Genomic DNA, 19,983 nt, shown 5'->3' on the forward strand with positions numbered 1-19,983 from the left:
TATAGATGATGTAGATAATTTTCCGAAGATTTTTCATTCAAACTATGCCAATATTCCTTGATGCAGAGTGAGTTTTGGTGATTAACTAATTTTAAACAACAGAGGTTGACTCATGAGTGATCTTATTAAAACAATATCAGATGCAAGTTTTGAACAGGATGTAATCAACGCAAATAAGCCCGTATTAGTTGATTTTTGGGCTGAGTGGTGTGGTCCTTGTCGTGCATTGACCCCTATATTAGAAGAAGTGGCTGCTTCTCATGGTGAGCAAGTAACTTTTGCCAAAATTAATATCGATGAGCATCCACAAACTCCTGCGAAGTTTGGTGTGATGAGTATTCCTACATTGATTTTATTTAAAAATGGTCAGGTTGAAGCAGTTAAAATGGGTTTGCTTTCAAAATCTCAATTAAGTGCTTTTGTTGAGAGCCACGTTTAATTTTTTATTTTTCTATATAAAAAATGTTGTATCTTTTAGTAAAGCTGTGATAGCCTGTTGCAATATGTGATATAATGTAAAATATATCACATAGGCAGCAGAATCCTTAGCTGCATTCTTGAATAATATTTTTCCCGGATACCCAATTCAAAATTAATCAACTAATCAAGTGAGAAGTATGAATCTTAGTGAACTTAAGCAATTGCCTATTGCCGATCTCTTTAACATCGCACAAGAGATTGGTGTCGAGAATCCTTCGCGTATGCGCAAACAAGAAATTATTTTTGCCATTCTTAAGGCCCACGCCTTAAAGGGTGAAGACATTCACGGTGATGGTGTTTTAGAAGTCCTGACTGATGGTTTTGGTTTCTTGCGTTCTGCCGACGGTTCTTATTTGGCAGGCCCTGATGATATTTATGTATCACCCAGTCAAATCAGACGTTTTGGTTTGCGTTCCGGAGATACGATTTCAGGTAAAATCCGTCCTCCCAAAGACAGCGAACGTTATTTTGCTTTGTTGAAAGTTGATGAAATCAATTATGATTCACCTGATAGTGCTAAACGGAAAATTTTATTTGAAAACCTTACTCCTTTATTTGCAACAGAGCGCTTGGTTATGGAGCAAGGAAATGGCAGCACTGAAGATTTGACGGCGCGAGTTGTTGATTTATGTGCTCCTTTCGGTCGAGGACAACGTGGTTTGATTGTTTCTCCACCCAAAGCAGGTAAAACATTAATGCTGCAAAACATCGCACGTTCTATAGAAAAAAATTATCCTGAATGTTACCTGATTGTCTTATTGATTGATGAGCGTCCTGAAGAGGTGACTGAAATGCAACGCTCGGTAAAAGGGGAAGTGGTTGCCAGTACCTTTGATGAGCCTGCTAACCGTCATGTGCAAGTTGCCGAAATGGTTATTGAAAAAGCTAAGCGTTTGGTTGAGCACAAGCGTGATGTGGTCATTTTACTTGACTCGATTACGCGTTTGGCTCGAGCGTACAACACGGTGATTCCTTCATCTGGTAAAGTACTCACCGGGGGGGTTGATGCCAATGCATTGCAAAGACCTAAGCGTTTATATGGTGCTGCACGTAATATAGAAGAAGGCGGTAGCTTGACCATTATTGCTACGGCACTGGTAGACACAGGCTCTAAAATGGATGAAGTGATTTACGAAGAATTCAAGGGAACCGGTAATATGGAAATCCATTTGAGTCGTAATATTTCTGAACGTCGTGTTTTCCCTGCAATTAACATTAACCGTTCAGGTACACGTCGTGAGGATCTGTTATTAAGCCCAGAAGACCTACAACGCACTTGGATATTGCGCAAAATTCTGCAATCTATGGATGAGTGTGATGCGATTGAATTCTTACTTGAGCGCATGAAGAATCATAAAACCAATGCTGAATTCTTTGATGCAATGAAACGTCAAGAGTAGCATCTGTTATAAAAATTGTAGCCTGGGTGAAGGCGCAGCCGTAACCCGGGAATGGTTGAGTTCTTTTCAAACTGCCATTTGAAACAATAAGTCAGATAAAAAACTGAATTAGCAAAGCAGTTTTTGGCTTTGAAAGAAGGTTTATTTTTTAGTTTTGGTATAAACTTTCCCCGGATTACGGCTGCGCCTTCACCCAGGCTACTCACCATCATTAAGTTAAGAGTCCCTCCCACGCTTGTGAGGAGAGGCTTAAACTTTCTTCCTTATAGGAGGAAGGGAAATTTCTTGATTCAATGGCAGCTAGGTTACTAGGGGATAATTAATGAAATACTCTGACTTAAGAGATTTTATTGCACAACTCGAATCGCGTGATTTATTAAAACGCATATCCTATCCTGTATCACCTTATCTTGAAATGACGGCAGTCAGTGATCGAGTGCTCCGTGCTGGCGGTCCTGCGCTTCTTTTTACGAATACTCCAAACCATCACATGCCAGTTTTAACTAATTTATTTGGTACTGTTGAACGTGTGGCTATGGGCATGGGTGAAGACAGCATTAGTGCCTTGCGTGAGGTGGGTAAATTATTGGCTGCTTTAAAGGAGCCGGATCCCCCCAAGGGATTTAAAGATGCTTTTAATAAACTCCCATTGTTAAAGCAGGCATTGAATATGGCACCAAAATATGTGAGTGGTGCAGAGTGTCAAAATCATGTTTGGGAAAAAGATGAGGTTGATCTTACCTCGTTACCGATTCAAACCTGCTGGCCTAAAGATGCTGCTCCATTAATTACCTGGGGACTCGTAACGACCAAGGGACCTCAGCAAACGCGTGAAAATATGGGGATATACCGTCAGCAATTGTTGAGCAAAAATCAATTGATTATGCGTTGGCTCTCCCATCGAGGAGGGGCATTGGATTATCAAGCATGGCAAAAAGCTTATCCAGGCGAGCGTTTCCCTATTGCAGTGACTCTTGGAGCAGATCCCGCAACAATACTTGCAGCAGTTACACCTGTCCCTGATACTTTGTCTGAATATGCTTTTGCAGGATTATTACGCGGCCAACGTACCCGTTTAACACGGTGTATTGGCAATGATCTGCATGTCCCTGCGAGTGCTGAGATCATTTTGGAGGGTTATTTAGAGCCTGGAGTTGAGGCGCCTGAAGGACCTTATGGCGATCACACTGGCTATTATAATGAAGTACAATCGTTTCCAGTGTTTACTGTGGAACGCATGACCCATCGAGATAATCCTATTTATCATAGTACGTATACTGGTCGTCCGCCCGATGAGCCTGCCATTTTAGGTGTAGCATTAAATGAGGTGTTTATTCCCTTATTGCAGAAACAGTTCCCAGAAATTGTTGATTTCTATTTGCCGCCGGAAGGATGTTCTTATCGTTTGGCGGTAGTTACTATGAAGAAGCAGTATCCTGGGCATGCGAAGCGAATTATGATGGCGGTGTGGTCATTCCTAAGGCAATTTATGTATACCAAATTTGTGATCGTCTGTGATGATGACATTGACGCGCGCAACTGGCAGGATGTAATTTGGGCGATGACGACACGTATGGACCCTGCACGAGATACGGTGATGATGGAAAATACTCCAATTGATTATCTGGATTTTGCTTCACCAGTTTCCGGGTTAGGCTCAAAAATAGGAATGGATGCAACCAATAAATGGCCAGGAGAAACGCAAAGAGAATGGGGAGAGCCCATTGTGATGGATGAAGAGATCTTAAAAAAGGTCAATGGTTATTGGTCTTCTTTGGGGTTAGATAAATGAAGGAACGAACGATCAAAGCGCTTGTCGAAGATATTTCGCCGTTGACAGATAGCATTATGCGCTTGGTTTTAACACCAGAAAACTATTTAGATTATCAAGCAGGACAATACTTACAAATTGTTTTTGGTGAAGAAGCGTTTAGCTATTCTATTGCTAATGCACCATTAGGCTCTCACAAATATGAACTGCATATTCGCCATAGTTTAGATAACCCTTATAATCAGCGATTATTTGCCCATATTAAAAAGTATGGTTCGGTGAATATTCGGTTGCCTTTTGGCACATGTTCCATTGAACATTTGCATCCGCAACGCCCTATATTATTTATCGCAGGCGGTACTGGGTTTGCGCCTGTAAAAGCAATGATAGAGCACTTATTATCAACATCGGATGTCCGACCTTTCGAACTGTTTTGGGGGGCTCGCTTGCAAAATGATTTATATATGGATGAAAAGGTAACGAGTTGGCAAACACACGTGAGTCGTTTTAACTATTTTTCTTCTGTATCGGAGGATAATAGTGTGCCTCTTGTTTCCTTTGTACTTGCCAAGCATCCACATGATCTTGGTGCCTGGCAAATAGTCATTAGTGGACCTTTTGATATGGTGTACAGTACACGTGATGCATTAGTAAATAATGGTGTTTCACCGGCTCATTTATTTTCAGATGCATTTAGTTTTGAAGCAAAATAAGGAAGTATTCTATGGAGACTTTGTACCAGGTTCTAGGACTTATTGGTGCCGGATTGATTATTTTCATTTTATACCGCACGATAAAAGGAAAACCCGAGCAATTTAGTAAAGAAAGTTTAAATAAAAGTTTTTTTACGATGGGCGTCTTGGCACTTGTTTTGATTGGCTTTATTGCACTACTCATTTTAATTTTAAGAAATACATAGATTGTAGCCTGGCTGCAAGCAACCAGGCTACGCATTGTATTGCGTCTAATGTGAAGGCGTTGCCTTACGATAATGTCCTTCATTTTCTTTTAAATAAAAGGCAACATGTGGATTGTTGATGGGCACTCGACTGGTGTCCGCAATCAGCATACATTCTTCCACATAAGTAATTTGACTGCTGTCATCAACCAATAAACGATACCAAGGATTTCGCGTAGCAAATTCACGTTTATGTGCTTGCGGATTATAACGACCGGAAGCCTGAAATAGCGGATCAACGTCCACTACAATTGCTCTGTAGCGGCTGTGTTTATGAATGACTAAATCCCCAATATTGAATTGTGCAATTTTATCCATATAAGCCTCTTTGTTGGGCATCTTGAACAATATATCGGTAGAAATCAAATAAGCTTGAAGGTTATGGGAGACGGCAAGGAAGAAAATAAAATAATTGCGCGCGATCGCCTGTTGTATTCCTGTGCCCATCGCATAGTCAGCTAAAATTGTTCATATTTCTCGTGGATTAAAGACTCTATTCAGTATGTTCTTTAATAACGATGGCGAACATTTTTATTAACATAAATAGAACGAGTAACACAGCGAACAAACTGGCAAGTTCATAAAAAACTTTAGGGTAGGCTGGACTATCTGGTGTAATAGGTTGAGTCGTGCGTATTAAGCTATTTTCAGACGTATGCATATTCCACAGAACATATACTTGTTGCGTCATATCAAATTCTGCTTGGGCAAATTTTAAGAGTAGTTTTTTTTCTTCCCAAATATTATCGTGTACCGGCATTTCAGGTTGTTTTTTTATTTGCTGTAATTCCCATGCCGCAGCAATTAATTTTTTTTTGGCTAAATCTAATCGTTTTTGAATTAACTGCTTTTGGGCCTCTGCCCCTTCTTGTTCAATTCTATGAAACAAATTGCTTGTTTGCTGCATGATGGCATCAAGTAGCATTTTGGCTTCTTGCGCAGAAAAAGCACGTACAGTAACGGTTAATTCATTAGTAATTGGATTAATATTGGTTATTACTTTTTTATTGTAGTAATTAAGCAGTTCATTTTGAGATGCATTTGTTTTTAAGCGGGATAAAAAATCAATATGATGAGCGCTATAACGATTTTTTATTTCCACCATCTTTTGTAATTGTAAAAGTAAATTAAGCGAATGAATGTATTCTTCCAGTAAAAAAATACTGGTTTCTTTTGGTTTTGAGTTAAATTGGATATTTTTATTAAAAAAACTACTTAGTCTATTAATAGGGACCAGTTTATTATTTTGTTTGAATAAAATACCGGCGCTGGATTCATACTCTGGTGATTTGATAAATTCCAGGTAAGTTGCTGTAGATACCCATGGAGCAAGCACGACAAGGAAAAATAATACATTTTTACGAAGCCACGAAGTGAGGTAATGAAAATGAATTTTTTTTAAGCGTTGATATATCAAGAAAATTACGGCAGCTTTATTATAAGATTTTGATTTATCAATCGGTTGCAAACACTCCATTCTTTTAGCCCTTTCTAGTATAAGGTATTAATCATTTCTTAATTGGTTTTTAATTTGTTGGTTGAGTGGCCGCCAGATGTTAAACATATAAAAATGTGAGGTTATTAATCAATGTACTTACAAATACCTTGAAATTTTAATGTTCCATAATTTCTATCATCAGTTTATTACGAAAAACAGTATACATCCCTAAGCCTAGAGTCATCGAGATGGTAGCACATTTAAATAGGTAAAAAACATCACCAAATGTATTGTACTCTAGAGCGCTGTTAGAAAAGCATTCTCTGGATATAGTAATAAATTGAAACATAGGATTCAGCGCAAAATAGATTTTATATTGTTCAGGAAGCATCTGGGCACTAAAGAAAATGCCCGAAAATAGATACATAATGCGCATAAAGGTTTTAACTGTTTTTTTCACATATTTTATAAAAAAAGCGGATACCGCTATAAATAATCCTAGTCCTGCGATAAAAAGAACATAGAGCGCAACCGCAGTTAGCCAACGTAAGGGATCTTGTATTTGCCAACCGATCCCGAGCAAGGAGAATACTAAAAGAGTGCTACAAAAAACTAATCCCATAATCCCCAGCTCGGTAATAAGTAAAGCAAAAACAGGATCTAGGGGTTTAATCTGCCTGAAAAAAAATAGCCCTCTATTTTCCGCAATGATTATGGAGCAAGAATTAAATATATTATAGGTAAACAACCAGGGGATAGTGCCTAATAAAATGAATGTTGCTAGTGATAAGTTGTTATAAATTTCCTGATTACGAAATACTCTAATCATAGTCCACACTAGAACATGTACCCCAGGCTCTAAAAAAATACCTAATAAATCAAATATTCGTTTGTTACTGGCATTCATTGTAAAACGTTGCTGAAGATTACGAATAATTAAGGCGTACACCGATGATTTCATTACTGCCCAAGAGGTTTTGTTGCGAGTAGAAAGATTGGAGCTGATCATTGCGAGTCATTTTCGTCAGTTGCTGTAATGCCTTATGATACCTATTGCTCGACTCATTTTCTATTTTAATTAGGTTATGCCAGCTTACTATCGAGATCGTGAGAAGCAAGATGTTCTGCAAGACACAATTTTTCTATATAAAGGTTAAGGATTTTGCCAGTGTCGAGATGGATGTCTGATTATTCATCGTATATACTACCTCGTTTATTAGGCTAAACTGATTTAAAAAAGCCGGATTATATGGATTTTTCCACTAACATCGAGACATTTTTATCTGACAATATATCGGATACGGTATTCATCCAAAAAGCCTATTACTATCTTTTAGGCAGAGAACCAGATCCTCACGGAATGCAGCATTATCTTTCTTTGCTTCATGATGGCGCAGATAGGATGTCGATCTTGTCTTCTTTACGTTTTTCTGCGGAGGGTAAGAGAAGATATAAAAGAATCAAACAGTTTGATCAAGCCATCATACGTTATAAACGGCGCTCTCGCATTCGACGTTTAATCATTCGTTTAATAGGACGGAAAAAAAAGAGTCCTTCCACTAATATTCAACCGCTGTTATCAGCACGGGAACAAGTAATTTATTTACAACTTCAACAGGCACTTCATTCAAACAGGGAGTAGTTATTATAAATGCGCATTGTATTGGATTTGCAAGGGGCACAAACAGCGAGCAGCATCCGTGGTCTTGGTCGTTACTCACTTTCACTTGCTAGGGCAATTGCCCAGAATCCTCGTGGGCATGAAATAATCATAGCACTTAATGGCCACTTTGAAAAAACAATTGAACCTATACGTGGCTTATTTTCTGGAATACTTCCTCAAAAAAATATTCAAGTTTGGACTCCTCCCGTTTATCCTGCTTCTAGTGACAATTCTCTATTACAACAAAAAATATCGGCACACATTTATGAAGCATTTTTGGCTAATTTAGCCCCTGATTTAATTCATTTTCTCAGTTTCTTTGAAGGATATGGTAATCCGGCTACAACCAGTATTGATCAGTTTATTTCTGTATGCCCTATCGTAGTGAGCCTACATGATTTAATCCCTTTAATTTATACTCAGGATTATTTAGAGCCTAATACACACTATAAAGAATTTTATCTGCGTAAAATAGAACAGTTTAAACAAGCAACAGCATGGTTTGCAGTATCTAATTCAGCGGCACATGAAGGCGAATCACTACTAAAATTAGACAAAGAAAAAATAGTTAATACTTATGAAGGTTGTGACTCCATTTTTAAAAAAATAACGATTCCTCACGTTGAAGAGACAATTCTGCGTAAAAAATTTCATTTGGCTCAAGCGTTCATCATGTGTGCCGGTGCAACAGATGTACGTAAAAACCATTTAAGTTTAATCAAGGCATATGCGAAGTTACCTGCGCTGCTTCGTAAACAGCACCAACTCGCGATTGTTGGGGATTTACCTGAACATGATAAAACAACCTTTTTAAAGCTTGCCAAAACTTGTGGTTTAAAAGAGCATGAATGTGTCATCACCGGCAAGGTTACTGATCTTGAGATGGCCAAGCTTTATAACCTATGCCATTTATTTGTTTTTCCTTCGTGGCATGAAGGATTTGGACTGCCGGTATTAGAGGCAATGAGTTGTGGTGCAGCAGTTATTGGTTCTAATACCTCAAGCATACCGGAGTTAATTAATGATGCAGACGCTTTGTTCAATCCTTTTGATGAATTAGCGATTACCAATAAAATGGAGGAAGTACTTACTAATGAATCCTTTAGATTATCGTTGATTGAAAATGGATTAACACAAGCGCAATTATTTTCATGGGATAAAAGTGCTCAATGTGCTGTGACGGAGTATGAAAAAATCCATGCCATGATGCTAGAAAAAAAACAGCCATTAAACGTCGGGAGTAAATCTCGTCCTCGATTAGCATTTGTATCTCCTTTGCCTCCGGAAAAGACGGGTATTGCTGATTACTCTACGTCATTACTGTCAGTTTTAGCGTGTTACTATGATATTCATGTAATCGTCGAACAAAAAAAGGTCGATTCGGCGATAAAAGCAAAGTTTCCAGTACATGATGCGGCTTGGTTTATGAAGCATTCTAAAGAGTTTGACCGCATAGTCTATCAGTTTGGTAATTCACCATTTCATCAATACATGCTTTTTTTGTTAAAAAAAGCCCCAGGAATTGTAGTACTGCATGATTTTTTCTTGAGTGAGTTGTTTGCTTGGGACACTGCAAAAGATGAGAGTGTTTGGCTACAAACTCTTTATCAGGCTCATGGTTATTTGGCTTTAAATTGTCACTTAGCACAGAAAAACATTAAGAAAAAATATCCTCTTAATCTCAGTGTATTACAACAAGCACAAGGAATAATTGTTCATAGTGAACATGCACGCCAATTGGCGAATCAATGGTTCCCTAAAAATAAAACTGCTCATTGGGCGGTCATTCCTCATTTCGCAGCGCCTCAATCTGCACCGGTAAATCGTATCCAATCACGGGCGTTCTTAGGTCTAGAAATGAATGAGTTGGTGATCTGTAGTTTTGGATTTATTGCACCAACTAAACTGCATCAGCAAATAATAGAAGCCTGGAGTCATTCAACTTTAGCACGGAATAAAACGTGTAAATTGATTTTTGTGGGCGAAAATCATGGTGGTAACTACGGTAGCAATTTATTGCAAATGATAAAGCAATCACCCAATGCAGAAAATATTCTTATAACAGGATGGGTTGATAAAGCGATCTTTGAGCATTATTTGGCCGCTGCAGATATAGGAATACAATTGCGAACTGATTCTCGAGGAGAGACTTCCGGCGCTACCCTTTATTGTATGAGTTATGGGATCCCCACCATTATTAATAAGCATGGTTCAATGGGAGAGTTCCCAGATGACGCATTCTGGGCTTTGCCTGATGAGTTTACCAAAGAACAACTCGTCGAGGCATTAGAGCGATTGCACGATGATCTCGATTTACGGATCAGTTTAGGAAAAAATGCGCGAAACATTAGTGAAACTCAGTATGCTCTTAATCTGTGCGCTAAACAATATGAGACGGCGATAGAGGGTTTTTACAAAAAATCAAAAGCCAATACTCCTCAATTAATTCAATCATTAGTACATATTGAGCCAGGTAATTTTTTTATGGATCCTCAAGAGGAGCTAGCTGTTGTGCGTTCAATAGCACAAAATAGTTCTTTACCTGTTGCCAGTAAACTATTATTTCTTGATATTTCAGGAACAGTTGGTACGCAACTAAAAACAGGCATAGAACGGGTATCCCTTGCTTTAACCCGCACACTTATTTTGTCTCCTCATTCAGGATATCGAGTAGAACCGGTATATTTAAGTAATCAAAATGGTCAATGGCATTATCGGTATGCACGTCAGTATACAGCGACGCTTTTGGGATTACCTGCTCATACCTTTGTTGATGATATTGTTGATTTTAATAAAGATGATATTTTGTTAGGGCTGGATCTGGATCGAGATAAAGTGATTCAGGCTAGTCAACAGGGTTTATACCGTCAATTAAGAAATTGGGGATTATCCGTTTATTTTATTATCCACGATTTATTGCCTATTTTACTTGAGCAACATTTTCCACCAAATACATATGAGACTCACTTTTTATGGCTAAAAGCAGTAGCACAATTGGATGGCGCCATCTGTATTTCAAAGACCGTGATGAGTGAGATGCAGCAGTGGCTTGAAGTGAATCAGCCAGAACGTTACCTTGCTTTTAAACTGGCATATTCTTATTCTGGGGCTAATTTTGCGAACCCTTTGGCCACCTTATCGATACCTAATGGCCAATCTTCAATAGTCGATACAGTCAATTCTCAACCTGCTTTTTTAATGGTGGGAACAGTTGAGCCACGCAAAGGACATTTACAAGTAATCGAGGCCTTTAGTTTATTATGGCAACAAGGCTATGAGGTGAATTTAATTATTATTGGTGCAGAAGGCTGGTTAGATTTACCAGATAATCAACGGCGTACTATCCCTCATATTGTTCATGTCTTAAATACGCATCCAGAAAATGGGAGACGGTTATTTTGGTTTAAGAGCGTAAGCGATGAGGCATTGCAAGAAATGTATCAACATGCTTCCTGTTATATCGCTGCAAGTGAGGGAGAGGGGTTTGGTTTACCTTTAATGGAGGCTGCAAGCTATCACCTTCCAATTTTAGCTCGAGCAATTGCGGTATTCAAAGAAATTTTGGGAGACAATGCGACTTATTTTGAGACGCGAGACAGTCAGAAACTAGCTAAAGTTATCATCAATTGGCTCGATGAATTTGATAAAGGATCATGCCCTACGCCACAATTGCTCAAAAGCCTTACTTGGGAAGAAAGTGCCAAAAATTTACTAGAAATACTAGGAGGTGATCAATGGCCAATCCGCTGGATGCCAAGACCGATAACCAAGGTGCATGATGTACAGGAAGAAACAGTCAGTTGAGTATATGTAATCTATTTTAAACGGCGAGCTCATGATTAATACCGATGCTAATAATGCAAAAGAGTATATAAGAACTTTATATCGAGGCGTGCTTCATAGGGAGCCAGATGCGGAAGGTTTTAACAATTGGCTACATCAGCTAAATTCGGGGGCTATGCAGCCCTATGAAATTTTTGAATGTTTTTTAGCTTCGGATGAAAAAAAAATGTTAGCCAGTAAGCTTGCTGGGGCTAATTATCATGTTCCTGATGAGCTCATGATAACTTCTTATCCTATCAATCGAGTTCTTTGTATTGGTTCTTGTCTTATCGAATCATGGATTAACATCATTGCTCATGTCGGAGGCGGGACGGTTTGTGATCATATTTTGTATAATAATGTTGCCGAATTGCCTGAACAACCACCAGTGCCAATCGATGAATATAATTTTCAAGTGATTCAGATACCGTTAAGATCCGTTTTACCAGAGACTGCTTTTTGGGGCTTGGACTATACCACAGAAGAGCCTTTTCAGGCTTTATTTGCAGAAACGAAACAAAGAGTAATTTATTTTCTGCAAGCCGCATTGCGCTGGAATGTGCAGTATGGATTATTAACTTTTGTATGTAATTTTCTTACACCACAACAAAATCCTATGGGAAGACTATTTCCGCGTCATGATTATCGTAATATGCTTTATTTTATTGAACAGCTAAATGTTTTTTTGTCACGAGAATTGTGTTCTTACCAACAGGTATATTTTCTGGATATCAATCAAATTTCTTTTATTCATGGACAAAAAAACGCTCGAGATGATGTGTTGTGGTTATCAGTACATAGTTCTATCTTATCTGATTGGGACTATCAGTTTGATCAAGATAGAGTTCAACCAATACAGCCAGCGAGTTATTCATTTATCACCAGACAAAAAGAATATATTGAAGCAATCTGGTTGGAACTGGTTGCCATGTATCGTTCAATCCGACAAGCTGATGCAATTAAATTAGTGGTTTTTGATCTGGATAATACGCTTTGGCGAGGCGTTGTTGCAGAAAGCGAGCAAAAGGGGTATTTAACTTTGGAAGGCTGGCCACTTGGCCTGATTGAAGCAATTCATGTGTTAAAAAAGCGTGGTATTTTGCTGGCCATAATTAGTAAGAATGACGAACAGCATATCCGTATGCTCTGGCCGGAAATTATGGGTGGCTTAATTGATTTAGATAGTTTTGCTTCCATCAAAATCAATTGGAATTCTAAAGTAAATAATATGCAAGAGATTATTAATGAGCTTAATTTACTTCCGGCCAATGTTCTTTTTATCGATGATAACCATGTTGAGCGGGCGCATATTAGGAATAGTTTCCCAGAAGTTCGTCTATTAGGTGATAATCCCTATTTGATTCGACGAGTTTTATTGTGGAGCCCTGAGCTGCAGGTTGCCCAATTGACGAAGGAGTCTGCGCGTCGCACAGAAATGGTGCAAGCGCAAATGCAAAGAGCACGGGATCATCAAAAACTATCCCGGTCTGAGTTTTTATCATCATTGAATATCCAAATAACTCAGAATAAAATTCACACTACAAATCATCAACGCTTCTCTAGAGTTCTCGAACTTTTAAATAAAACGAATCAATTTAATACAACCGGTCAGCGTTGGACTCATGAGCAATGTGTGGCGCATTTTTCCTCTGGGGGGGTAATTTATTTTTTTGACGTTGCTGATAAATATTCTAATTATGGTTTGGTGGTTGTGGTCATTCTTGCTCACTCCTCTATAAAACAAATGGTTATGAGTTGTCGCGTCATTGGCTTGGATATTGAATTGGCAGCAATTAACTCAATTTGTCATGAATTATGGAATGATGGCTATGTTGATGTTGATGCCGAGTTTGTTGAAACAAAAACGAACCTCCCAGCACGAAATCTTTATAAACAATGTGGGTTTATTGCTCATGGCACGATTTGGCGCAAGCAGCTGCATGAACATATCGCTGAACACATATGTCGCGAAATCTAAAATCAGGCACCAAGACTTGTTATTATTGGCAAGCATAGTAATATCCTTGGCATTCTTTGGCCATACTCGATCGTTGTGCACAATTTATTGACCCGACTCAATTTGCTACGTAGTTCTTTTAAAGAAATGCAATTTTATGTGACGTTCCGCGCGCATTGGCGAAAAATTGAAATTACAACAGCAAAATATAGGCATTGGCTTCGTCGATTGGGGAGAAATTTATTTTGGATTCTAACCCATCGTTTTTATATTAAAAAAAATCAAAAAAAATCGTTATCTTTACTACGCCTCATGAATAACTCATCCCAAGAAGCAGTGATAGATAAAACTAAAGTGCAACGAGTTTTAGATGATCTTACAAAAAATACTGCTTCAATAAATATGGGTTCGCCAGTGTTATTGGCGCATTTGCAAAGGTATGTTAGGGATGCAACTGTTTTGCACGATGCACCGCAATTATTCATTGATATATCTGAGTTAGTTAAAAAAGATTATGCAACGGGCATTCAACGCGTAGTCCGCTCTATTTTAATTCACTGGCTTTTAGCTCCCCCTTCAGGTTGGCGGGTACAGCCGGTGTACGCCACTAAATATGATGGCTATTTATATGCTCATCACTTTACGATAAAACTATTGGGAAGCGATAAATTTTTTTTAAAAGATACTCCTATAGCCTATCGTGCGGGAGATATTTTTTTAGGATTGGATCTTTGTTATGAAATAGTGATCGCGCAACAGAACTTTTATCAAAAACTGCGAGCATGTGACGTTAAAACTTGCTTTTTAGTCCACGATTTATTACCGGTTTTAATGCCACATTATTTTCCTAATGTAGCAAGCAAGTTATATCGAGATTGGCTTGAGGTAATTGTTAGCAGTAATGGTCTTTTTTGTGTCTCGCAAAGTACGGCCCAAGTGTTAGAAGAATGGATAACAAACAATAAACTAAAGCCAAGGGGTAACGCGCCGATCTCTTGGTTCCATCTGGGGTCTGATCTACAAAATTCGGTACCAAGTTTGGGATTACCTGCAGATGCAGAATTATTTCTTAAACAACTACAGCAGCATGTGAGCTTTTTGCTTGTTGCGACTTTGGAACCACGAAAAGGCCATAAGCAAACCCTGGATGCTTTTGAGTTGTTATGGCAACAAGGTCATTCTATTAATTTAATTTTAGTGGGCAAAACCGGTTGGATGATGAACTCTTTTGTAGCACGCATCAAGTCTCATCCTCAATACGGCATTCATTTATTCTGGATAGACAATGCGAGCGACCAATATGTGCAACAATTATATGAGGCTGCCACGTGTCTACTTTTTCCTTCAGAAGGGGAGGGATTCGGTCTACCAATAATTGAAGCGGCTAATTATGGATTACCTATTTTGGCGCGTAACCTCCCAGTATTTAGAGAGATTGCGGGCGAATATGCTCACTATTTTAGTGGTTATAAGGCTGCTGAACTCGCGGAAGCGATAAGTAATTGGATACGGCTTTACCAACAGGGGTTAGTAACCGACTCATCAGCAATGCCCAGATTAACTTGGGCGGAAAGTTCTGCTCAATTATTAGCCCGTATTAACCCTGGCGATTATATAAATCAATAGCGTCATCTATCCGATGATAAACAGATAATTGTTGCTTATTAAGATAGATGGCCTGATTACAAAACTGTTTCACAGTTTCCATATCGTGTGACACCATAATAATGCCTTTATCTGCAGCTTTATCTTTAAAAACATCTAAACATTTTTGTCTAAAATAAGAATCACCTACAGCTAAAGTTTCATCGATTACATAATAATCAAAATCAAAAGCCATGGACATGCCAAAGGCTAATCGTGAAGCCATTCCTGAACTATAAGTTGAAACCAGCATGTCAAAATAATTGCCCACCTCAGCAAAATCTTCAACAAATTTTATTTTTAATTCTTGCTCTGCAGAACTACAAGAAAAAAGGCGACATATAAAGCGAATATTCTCTCGCCCTGTTAAGTTATTAATAAATCCGCTGCTTAAACCAATTGGCCAAGAAATAGTACCAGAGCGCGTGATTGCTCCCTCGTTAGGCCGTTCCACATCACATAACAAACGTAATAAAGTAGATTTTCCTGCCCCGTTGGGACCGAGCACAGCAAGCTTATCTCCAAAATTCAAAGTAAAGGATAATTTTTCAAAAAGGGTGTTACGCTTGCCGTGTACTTTATAATATTTAGTAATATTATCTACAATAATCATTTTGCCTGCTCATTATATAATGTAATAACAACAAAAATTCTTTTGTCAAAACGTGTTCTTATCACAGTTAAGTTTATAAGGTGACTTAATCCAGTCCTCAAGCGCATGAGAGGATTCTACTTTATTAATTATTGTGGTAATAGTCTGTCTTAACTCTTTACGCGATACCTAATCAACTAAAAAGGATAGTGTAAATGATTTGACCTAACACTTGGCGCGTTTTGTCTTATCTGTTCTGATGGCTCTGTTACCAACATTCCGAAAATAAAATAACTGTGAGGGGGCGCTCATTATGGTGATGCCGTCGCTCAGTTGGATTGTTAAAATATTCCATGATAGAATTTTAATTACATTAATTTTCAACTTTATCCTTATGAATTTTATCAAATTTTCTTGCACTGCTGCTCTGCTTGCAACCAGTTCTTTGTTAGCTGCAGCAGCTGCCCCTACTGTAGGATGGACTGGCTTTTATGCTGGCATTAATGGTGGTTATGCCAATGCGCGTAATAAAGTACGCACACATGTTTCTACGCTGCGCACCTTACCCTTGCCCATTGCTTCTCCTGCACTAGGAGCGTCTACTTCGGTAACTGCAGGCACATTTTCTTTATCACCAACGTATCAAGACTTTATCGGTGGCGGACAGGTTGGATATTTGTACTCTTTGAATCATTTTGTTCTGGGGGTAGAAACGGATATTCAAGGCATAACTCCTGGAACTAAAACAAGTTCTGCACACCAAATTGTTCCCATTCCTAGAGCTACCACGTCAAAAATAGAGTCAAATTTGGCTTTAACTCAGGATATTGATTATTTAGGAACAGTACGTGGACGCTTAGGCATTCTAGCTACCCCTTCCTTGCTTTTCGCGGCAACAGGCGGTTATGCCTACGGGGGAACTCGTTTGGATGCTGAGCTTGCTCAGAATTATCTGGGAACGGCAAATAATTTAGTAAAACGATTTACCAGTGATGTGCATTCCTCTTCGACACGGAGTGGTTGGACTGTAGGGGGGACTTTAGAATGGCGTTATCAAGGGCAGTGGAGTACGAAATTAGAATATTTGTACTATGACTTAGGCTCCAAAACATATAACGCAACTCCTCTAGTCAGTATGATTAATGGGGGACCCAATGCCGGGGATGCATTTTTTGTTAATGCCGTAAGTGCTACCTCGCAATTCAATGGCCACGTAGTTCGTTTAGGTATTAACCACTTATTTGCGTGACGCTTATTTACGTGCCCGAAAAAAGCATGAAGGTCGGGCCCTGGCCCGACAATATAATTGTTGCAAATTGGTCTTGCTGCTCCACCTCAATGCGCGGAAAATTTTTTAATTGTGCCATTCAGGATTCGACCGAAAATGGTCCAGCTCAATCGAGTTTATTCCCTTTGCAGCATAGGCTTGCTGAACTGCTGTCCATGTTTCATCATATGCATTCACACTTGGAATAATGAGATAATGGACACAGGGATCAAGCACACATACTTTTTCGCCTGCTTCGATCAAGCCTTCGGCAGCTTGTTGAACGCAAATATTTCCGCAAATTCCCGTAATCATCAGCTCGTTGTATGCTTGATTTTGAAAAAACTGGAGAAAAGACAGCGCACACTCATCATAAATAGGATTTGTTGCATTTAAAAAGCATGGATCACTTAAATCAATTCCCTCTTTCAGTTTCATTCCTGCGGTAGGTGCAGAGAAATTGATTTTAGCAAAGCGATAGATTGGGATTTTTCCTTGCAAGCGCTGTAGCCGCTCTTCGATGGGCTGTGAAATAGCTGCACCTATGGTACCGGTCACACAATGTAACCCATATTGATTCGCTTCTGGATTAGCTTGCTGTAATTCATTATATTCAATATGCAGGGCTCGCTGAGTATGTATTTTCCCATAACTTTGCATCATTATCTGCGCGTCGATGCTGTCCATAGTTCGCTGTGCCACATGCGCATCTTGCGTGGTAATAATCTCGATTTGACGGCAAAGTATGGGGCGATTTGCAATAAGTTCGGCAAGCGCATCAAGTAATGCCATATTGCGAACCAGCGTTGTTTCGCCACCCGGGGCATATAAAGCAAAACCTTGCAGTACGAAGTCATTTTGTATATCGACTAAAATAATAGCTAATTTTTTAGTTTCACTTAGTTTTTCGCGGACAATTGTTTTTAATTCTTCTTTCAGCCAAGGATCTGATTTACTGTATTGCTGTTTGATTTCATGAAAATGAGACGAGACATGTTGACGTAATAATTCTTGTGTCTGAAGATGTGCTACCAGCCTTAATTCATTGGACATATTCATCTTATCTTAAATAAGAAAATTAAGCTGAATGATACAAATATAAACGGTTTATTTCTATTCTATGATGAGAATTTTATATTCAATGGATGTAGTTGCAATAGCTGTCATTCCCGTCTACACGGGAATGACATGAAACTTAATGGCAGTGCTGCTACACCTAGCCGCTTACAGTATTGAATAGGTTTCTTATATCTTCCAGAGCCTCATCCGCAGGAGCTTCGCTTTCTTTTTGCGTCTCAGCCTCATCACAGAAAAAGATTGCTCTTTTCATTACCTCATTTGAATAAATCAATTTACCTGTTGTAACCAGGTTAAAGACAAAGCTGGCGATAATCACAGGCCAAGATTTATGTTCACTCATGACATCATCATGACTGTGTAAGCGTGCTTTAAATTTCATTTCAAATTTTTGATATGCCTCTTTTTCTGGCATCCCAGTGCGATTTTGATAAATAAAGTGCTCGATATCATTTCTAAGATCCGCAGCAAGCTGTTTCATGATTCCATTTTCATGTTCAGGCAAGGTTTCTGCATAAGTTTCTATATCCGCAATGTTTTTATATAAACGGCGCATTTTCAGAGCATATTGCCGATGTCGTTCATCTTTTCTTTGTAAAGTTGACAGTGCTTGTGTCGCTTGTTGATGAAGATTTTCTACAGCTTCGGGTTTAGAATCTACATCCATGAGCATCACTACAATTCGATTAAGGACGGCCTGCATTTTGACACCAGGAAATTTATCCATGCTCGTAGTAATTTTGTCAAGCACTGCGTCGTTGTTGCCGTTCTCTACATATGTCTTTAATAGTCCATTTTCTTCATTAACCAGTTCACCAATGAATATATCGCGGTTATCCTTATCTTCAGAAGTAAAAAAATCTTTAACCAGATACTGATCTTCACGTTCCTTCTGATACGTTTTAAGCATTTGCATCACGGTGGTGGTAAGGGTTCCGCGTTGTGCCATTGCCTGTTGCTTCGCTACGTTCTCTTGCATTGCCAGGTTTTCTTGTATGTCTGGCCGTTGTGCGGGTATTTGTGGTTCTTGCTGTCTTGCTAATTCTTGTTGGCTTTCTAGTTGTTGTCTTAGTAGCTCTTGTTGTCGTGCTAAATTCTGCTGTCTTTCCAGTTCTTCTTGCTGCTCTATTTCCCCAATTTGTCGCTCAAGCTCTGCTGCTTGCTCTGTAAGCTCTTTAATTGTAACGCTATCTATTTGCGTTATCTGCTGGCTCAGTTGCATTACCGTTGTGGCAAGTTTTTCTTTTTCCTCATAATTGCTGGTTAGTTTTAATTGATGAGTCCCTAATGCTCTTGAAGCCGAGGAAAACTCCCTTAAACTCTGCTCGTCAACACTAAGAGGGTATACAAGACTAGCCAGTTTTTTGGAAACGGCGTCTGATAAATTACGTCTATCTGTAGAATCCAAGGTCCAAGTATATTTGTCTAGAGTTTCTCCGAGCAGTTCCAGTAAAAGAGCAAAGCCTTTATTTTGAGCGGATGCAGAACCTGATACACCCGATTGATTTACAAGTCTTGTAACTTCCTCTTTGCTATATCCGGTTTTTAGATGTTTTGCGACACTTTTCAGTAATTCATTGAATTTACTTGTTTTATTATAAAGACTTTTAGTACGTTCTTCCTCTACACTTAAAGTAGCCATTTGTTTTTGGGCATAGTCTAAGACTGCTTGCTTGTCTTCCAGATTCAACCTGTTTGATGGGCCTGCTTTTATCTGCACCAATTGTAAAGCTAAGGGTATTCCCTGCTCTATGATGCTTTTATTGTCGTGATTAAGGGCGGCTATGGCCTCTTCGTTTTCACGTTTTGTTTTTTGTAATTGAGCACCATACTCTCTTTGTAATTTAATTTGTTCTTGTTTTGCTTGATATTGGCGTTTTAATTCTTTTTTTTCTAACATCTTACATCCACATG

16 protein-coding genes are annotated in these 19,983 nt (G+C 38.8%); 10 read left to right on the top strand and 6 right to left on the bottom strand.

All coding sequences use genetic code 11. The features are described 5' to 3' along the window. Window positions 1-112: 112 nt before the first annotated feature. The 5 genes from trxA to Lste_RS13645 all read left to right on the top strand — a co-directional run bounded on the left by trxA (window position 113) and on the right by Lste_RS13645 (window position 4,570). Complete coding sequence (gene trxA, locus Lste_RS13625; RefSeq protein ID WP_058511464.1) at window positions 113-439, top strand: thioredoxin; 327 nt, start codon at window positions 113-115, stop codon at window positions 437-439. A gap of 178 nt (window positions 440-617) precedes the next feature. Further along, the gene (gene rho, locus Lste_RS13630) at window positions 618-1,880 is read left to right on the top strand and encodes a transcription termination factor Rho (RefSeq protein ID WP_019232746.1); all 1,263 of its coding nucleotides are present in this window, start codon (window positions 618-620) and stop codon (window positions 1,878-1,880) included. 322 nt (window positions 1,881-2,202) lie between these two features. Then, on the top strand, window positions 2,203-3,672 hold the full coding sequence (gene ubiD / locus Lste_RS13635) for a 4-hydroxy-3-polyprenylbenzoate decarboxylase (RefSeq protein ID WP_058511465.1): 1,470 nt from the start codon (window positions 2,203-2,205) through the stop codon (window positions 3,670-3,672). Next, the gene (locus Lste_RS13640; protein WP_058511466.1) at window positions 3,669-4,364 is read left to right on the top strand and encodes an NAD(P)H-flavin reductase; all 696 of its coding nucleotides are present in this window, start codon (window positions 3,669-3,671) and stop codon (window positions 4,362-4,364) included. The genes ubiD and Lste_RS13640 overlap by 4 nt, the downstream gene beginning before the upstream one ends. A gap of 11 nt (window positions 4,365-4,375) precedes the next feature. Further along, window positions 4,376-4,570: a hypothetical protein gene (locus Lste_RS13645; protein ID WP_058511467.1), complete on the top strand. Its 195-nt coding sequence runs from the start codon at window positions 4,376-4,378 to the stop codon at window positions 4,568-4,570. A 45-nt stretch (window positions 4,571-4,615) separates the two neighbouring features. On the opposite strand, the gene hspQ is transcribed toward Lste_RS13645, so the two are convergent. From hspQ to Lste_RS13660, 3 genes are all read right to left on the bottom strand, one after another. After that, window positions 4,616-4,927, bottom strand: a complete 312-nt coding sequence (gene hspQ / locus Lste_RS13650) for a heat shock protein HspQ (RefSeq protein ID WP_058511742.1) — start codon at window positions 4,925-4,927, stop codon at window positions 4,616-4,618. A gap of 175 nt (window positions 4,928-5,102) precedes the next feature. Next, a complete protein-coding gene (locus Lste_RS13655) occupies window positions 5,103-6,086 on the bottom strand; it encodes a hypothetical protein (protein WP_058511468.1) in 984 nt (327 codons plus the stop codon). Window positions 6,087-6,222: 136 nt separating this feature from the next. Next, window positions 6,223-7,056: an ABC transporter permease gene (locus tag Lste_RS13660; RefSeq protein WP_058511469.1), complete on the bottom strand. Its 834-nt coding sequence runs from the start codon at window positions 7,054-7,056 to the stop codon at window positions 6,223-6,225. 240 nt (window positions 7,057-7,296) lie between these two features. Here Lste_RS13660 and Lste_RS13665 point away from each other — a divergent pair, with 240 nt between their 5' ends. The 4 genes from Lste_RS13665 to Lste_RS13680 all read left to right on the top strand — a co-directional run bounded on the left by Lste_RS13665 (window position 7,297) and on the right by Lste_RS13680 (window position 15,115). Beyond that, window positions 7,297-7,689, top strand: coding sequence for a DUF4214 domain-containing protein (locus Lste_RS13665; RefSeq protein ID WP_058511470.1), 393 nt, complete (start codon window positions 7,297-7,299; stop codon window positions 7,687-7,689). Between the two features lie 9 nt (window positions 7,690-7,698). Further along, window positions 7,699-11,514, top strand: a complete 3,816-nt coding sequence (locus Lste_RS13670) for a glycosyltransferase (RefSeq protein ID WP_058511471.1) — start codon at window positions 7,699-7,701, stop codon at window positions 11,512-11,514. Window positions 11,515-11,545: 31 nt separating this feature from the next. Further along, window positions 11,546-13,510, top strand: coding sequence for an HAD-IIIC family phosphatase (locus Lste_RS13675; RefSeq protein ID WP_058511472.1), 1,965 nt, complete (start codon window positions 11,546-11,548; stop codon window positions 13,508-13,510). 75 nt (window positions 13,511-13,585) lie between these two features. Further along, window positions 13,586-15,115, top strand: coding sequence for a glycosyltransferase family 4 protein (locus tag Lste_RS13680; protein WP_162264146.1), 1,530 nt, complete (start codon window positions 13,586-13,588; stop codon window positions 15,113-15,115). Here Lste_RS13680 and Lste_RS13685 read toward each other — a convergent pair. Beyond that, window positions 15,087-15,746, bottom strand: a complete 660-nt coding sequence (locus Lste_RS13685; protein ID WP_058511474.1) for an ABC transporter ATP-binding protein — start codon at window positions 15,744-15,746, stop codon at window positions 15,087-15,089. The two genes, Lste_RS13680 and Lste_RS13685, sit on opposite strands and share 29 nt — an antisense overlap. Window positions 15,747-16,119: 373 nt before the next feature. Between Lste_RS13685 and Lste_RS13690 the strand changes: the two genes are divergently transcribed. Then, window positions 16,120-16,974, top strand: a complete 855-nt coding sequence (locus tag Lste_RS13690) for an outer membrane protein (RefSeq protein ID WP_162264147.1) — start codon at window positions 16,120-16,122, stop codon at window positions 16,972-16,974. Between the two features lie 105 nt (window positions 16,975-17,079). Here Lste_RS13690 and Lste_RS13695 read toward each other — a convergent pair whose 3' ends face one another. Beyond that, entirely contained in the window at window positions 17,080-18,045 is a 966-nt protein-coding gene (locus tag Lste_RS13695; protein ID WP_237760487.1) for a cysteine hydrolase family protein, read from the bottom strand. A 163-nt stretch (window positions 18,046-18,208) separates the two neighbouring features. Beyond that, window positions 18,209-19,969 carry a Rad50 family protein gene (locus tag Lste_RS13700; RefSeq protein ID WP_058511477.1) on the bottom strand — a complete coding sequence of 587 codons (1,761 nt, stop codon included), beginning with the start codon at window positions 19,967-19,969 and terminating at the stop codon, window positions 18,209-18,211. Window positions 19,970-19,983: the final 14 nt, after the last annotated feature.

Source organism: Legionella steelei (assembly GCF_001468005.1).
Lineage (GTDB): Bacteria > Pseudomonadota > Gammaproteobacteria > Legionellales > Legionellaceae > Legionella > Legionella steelei.

What these genes read in the sequence shown, in the direction of transcription:
- Lste_RS13685 (WP_058511474.1), bottom strand. Translation starts at nt 15,746, where the DNA reads ATGATTATTGTAGATAATATTACTAAATATTATAAAGTACACGGCAAG.
- hspQ (WP_058511742.1), bottom strand. Translation starts at nt 4,927, where the DNA reads ATGGATAAAATTGCACAATTCAATATTGGGGATTTAGTCATTCATAAA.
- trxA (WP_058511464.1), top strand. Translation starts at nt 113, where the DNA reads ATGAGTGATCTTATTAAAACAATATCAGATGCAAGTTTTGAACAGGAT.
- Lste_RS13690 (WP_162264147.1), top strand. Translation starts at nt 16,120, where the DNA reads ATGAATTTTATCAAATTTTCTTGCACTGCTGCTCTGCTTGCAACCAGT.
- ubiD (WP_058511465.1), top strand. Translation starts at nt 2,203, where the DNA reads ATGAAATACTCTGACTTAAGAGATTTTATTGCACAACTCGAATCGCGT.
- Lste_RS13660 (WP_058511469.1), bottom strand. Translation starts at nt 7,056, where the DNA reads ATGATCAGCTCCAATCTTTCTACTCGCAACAAAACCTCTTGGGCAGTA.
- rho (WP_019232746.1), top strand. Translation starts at nt 618, where the DNA reads ATGAATCTTAGTGAACTTAAGCAATTGCCTATTGCCGATCTCTTTAAC.
- Lste_RS13665 (WP_058511470.1), top strand. Translation starts at nt 7,297, where the DNA reads ATGGATTTTTCCACTAACATCGAGACATTTTTATCTGACAATATATCG.
- Lste_RS13695 (WP_237760487.1), bottom strand. Translation starts at nt 18,045, where the DNA reads ATGTCCAATGAATTAAGGCTGGTAGCACATCTTCAGACACAAGAATTA.
- Lste_RS13640 (WP_058511466.1), top strand. Translation starts at nt 3,669, where the DNA reads ATGAAGGAACGAACGATCAAAGCGCTTGTCGAAGATATTTCGCCGTTG.
- Lste_RS13655 (WP_058511468.1), bottom strand. Translation starts at nt 6,086, where the DNA reads ATGGAGTGTTTGCAACCGATTGATAAATCAAAATCTTATAATAAAGCT.
- Lste_RS13700 (WP_058511477.1), bottom strand. Translation starts at nt 19,969, where the DNA reads ATGTTAGAAAAAAAAGAATTAAAACGCCAATATCAAGCAAAACAAGAA.
- Lste_RS13675 (WP_058511472.1), top strand. Translation starts at nt 11,546, where the DNA reads ATGATTAATACCGATGCTAATAATGCAAAAGAGTATATAAGAACTTTA.
- Lste_RS13670 (WP_058511471.1), top strand. Translation starts at nt 7,699, where the DNA reads ATGCGCATTGTATTGGATTTGCAAGGGGCACAAACAGCGAGCAGCATC.
- Lste_RS13645 (WP_058511467.1), top strand. Translation starts at nt 4,376, where the DNA reads ATGGAGACTTTGTACCAGGTTCTAGGACTTATTGGTGCCGGATTGATT.